This is a genomic window from Plasticicumulans sp. (assembly GCF_035331805.1).
GTDB lineage: Bacteria > Pseudomonadota > Gammaproteobacteria > Competibacterales > Competibacteraceae > Plasticicumulans.
Window position 1 is genome coordinate 1 of record NZ_DAOLKE010000325.1, and the last position, 2,229, is coordinate 2,229.

The 2,229-nt window shown below is 73.2% G+C and carries 2 protein-coding genes; one reads left to right on the forward strand and one right to left on the reverse strand.

Annotated features, from left to right (window positions below):
- A partial coding sequence (locus PKE44_RS16180; RefSeq protein WP_324553211.1) for a glycosyltransferase occupies positions 1-1,040 on the forward strand: 1,040 nt, incomplete at its 5' end.
- Here the strand turns inward: PKE44_RS16180 and PKE44_RS16185 are convergent.
- A partial coding sequence (locus PKE44_RS16185; protein WP_324553214.1) for a DUF6798 domain-containing protein occupies positions 989-2,229 on the reverse strand: 1,241 nt, incomplete at its 5' end. The two genes, PKE44_RS16180 and PKE44_RS16185, sit on opposite strands and share 52 nt — an antisense overlap.

The window sequence follows — 2,229 nt, forward strand, 5'->3', positions numbered from 1 at the left end:
CCGGCGAGGAACACGTGCTGATCTGCGCACCGGGCGCAGCGATCGGTCAGGCGGTGCGCGCCCTCGGCGTGCGCGTCATCGAGCTGGCGCTCGGCGGCGATGCAGACCCGTGGATGGCCGTGCGCATCGCGCGCGTGCTGCGCGCCGAGCGCGCCGATCTCGTGCACCTGCATTCGCGCCGCGGCGCCGATCTGTGGGGCGCGCTGGCCGGGCGCATCGCCGGCGTGCCGGTCGTGCTGTCGCGGCGCGTCGACAACCCGGAACCACGCGTGTGGGTGGCGCTGAAGTACCGCCTCGCCGATCGCGTCGTGACCATCTCGCAGGGCATCCGCCGCGTGCTGCTCGCCGAGGGCGTGCCGGCCGACAAGGTGATCTGCGTGCCGAGCGCCGTCGATACCGGGCGTTACCGGCCGGCCGACGATCCGCGCCCGGCGCGACAGGCGCTGGAGGCCGAATTCGGGCTGCCGCCCGGCGTGCCGGTGATCGGCATGGCCGCGCAGTTCATCCCGCGCAAGGGTCACCGGCTGCTGCTCGAAGCGCTGCCGGCGGTGTTCGCGCAGCACCCCGATGCGCACTTCCTGCTGTTCGGGCGCGGACCGCTGACCGGCGAGTTGCAGCGCGCGCTCGCCGCACGCCGGCTCGAAGGTCGCGTGCGCCTGCCGGGCTTTCGTAACGATCTCGATCGCTGGCTGCCGGCGCTCGACCTGCTCGTGCATCCGGCCGCGCTCGAAGGGCTCGGCGTCACGCTGCTGCAGGCTGCGGCCTGCGGCGTGGCCATCGTCGCCGGCCGCGCCGGCGGCATTCCGGAGATCGTGCGCGACGGCGAGAACGGCCGGCTGATCGATCCGCACGATGCCGCAGCACTCGCTGCGGCGCTGAACGGGCTGCTCGCCGATGCGCCGCTGCGCACGCGCATGGGCGCGGCCGGCCGCGCCATCGCCGAGCGGGATTTCTCGATCCCGGCGATGGTGGCGGGCAACCGGCGGGTCTACGGCGAGCTGGTGTCGATTTCCGCCAGCCGGAAGCGCGGATTCCCGTAGCGCACCAGCCCGGGCGCCGGCATGCCGGGCAGCAGGATCACGTAGCGCGCGCCGTAGCGACGGCCGAGTTCGCGCAGGCGCGCGGCATCGTTGCGCGCGTAAGCCTCATCGAGCGCCGTCGAGTTGCGGCTGAAATCGTTCAGGCGCGGCAGGGGCTGATCGCCGGTCAGCGCCCGCAGGCGCTCGTACCACTGCGCCAGGCCGCGACCGCCATCGGGGTTGACCTTGTGCTCGGCGACGGTCGAGCGCTGTGCCATCGATACGAAGCCGGAATGCCCGGGCGGCGTCAGGAAGCGCGCCTCGGCCGGCGTGTGCGCACGCGCCCACAGGCATACGTCCAGCCACTGCGGATCGGCCTCGCCGAACCAGACGATGCCGGCACGATCGAGGCCGTGAGCGCGCCATTCGCCGTAGATCTTCGGCAGCAGCATGAGCACGGCGAGCGCAGCGAACACCGCCGCCGCGGCCTGCGGCCGCCGCCCGGCCAGCCAGCGCTGCACGGCGAAGATCAGCCCGGTCGCGCCGAGCACGGTGACCAGCGGACTGAGCCGGATGAACTGCAGCCGCGCCAGCCGCCCGGCCGGCACGAGGTGGAAGTGGTAATCGGCAAAGTGCAGCAGCGCAAAGACGCCGAGCAGCCCGCAGCACGCGAACAGCAGGCCGTACACGCGCGCCGCCGCCGCCTCGCCAGCTGCGCGCAGCCGCTGCGCAAGGACGCCGAGCAGGATCAGGTAGGCGAGCGGCCACAGCGCGTGACGGGCACCGCGCAGCACGAAGTGGTGCGGCATGCGGAAGTTCACGTCATCGAGCGTGTGGCCGCCGGCGACCAACCCCTCGGTGGCCAGCCGCCACAGATGCGAGAAGGCCGGCAGCGCGCCGAGCACCAGCAGCACGAGCCCGAGCGCCCATTGCCGGCCCGTCGGCCGCGGCCGGTCGAGCGCGAGCAGCGGCAGCAGCACGCATAGCCAGACCGCGCCGATCTGCAGATGGAACAGACCGGTGATGCCGCACCAGGCGAGCGCGGCGACCGGCCGGCGTTCGAGCACGGCGACCAGGCTCATCAGCACCGCCGCGTGCGAGAAGGTCGGCGGCATGATCGGGCCGTTGCCGAGGAAGTCGTTGACCTCCAGCCCGCGCCCGACGAACAGCGCCGAGGTCGACAGCAGCGCCGCCAGCAGCGCATAGCCCC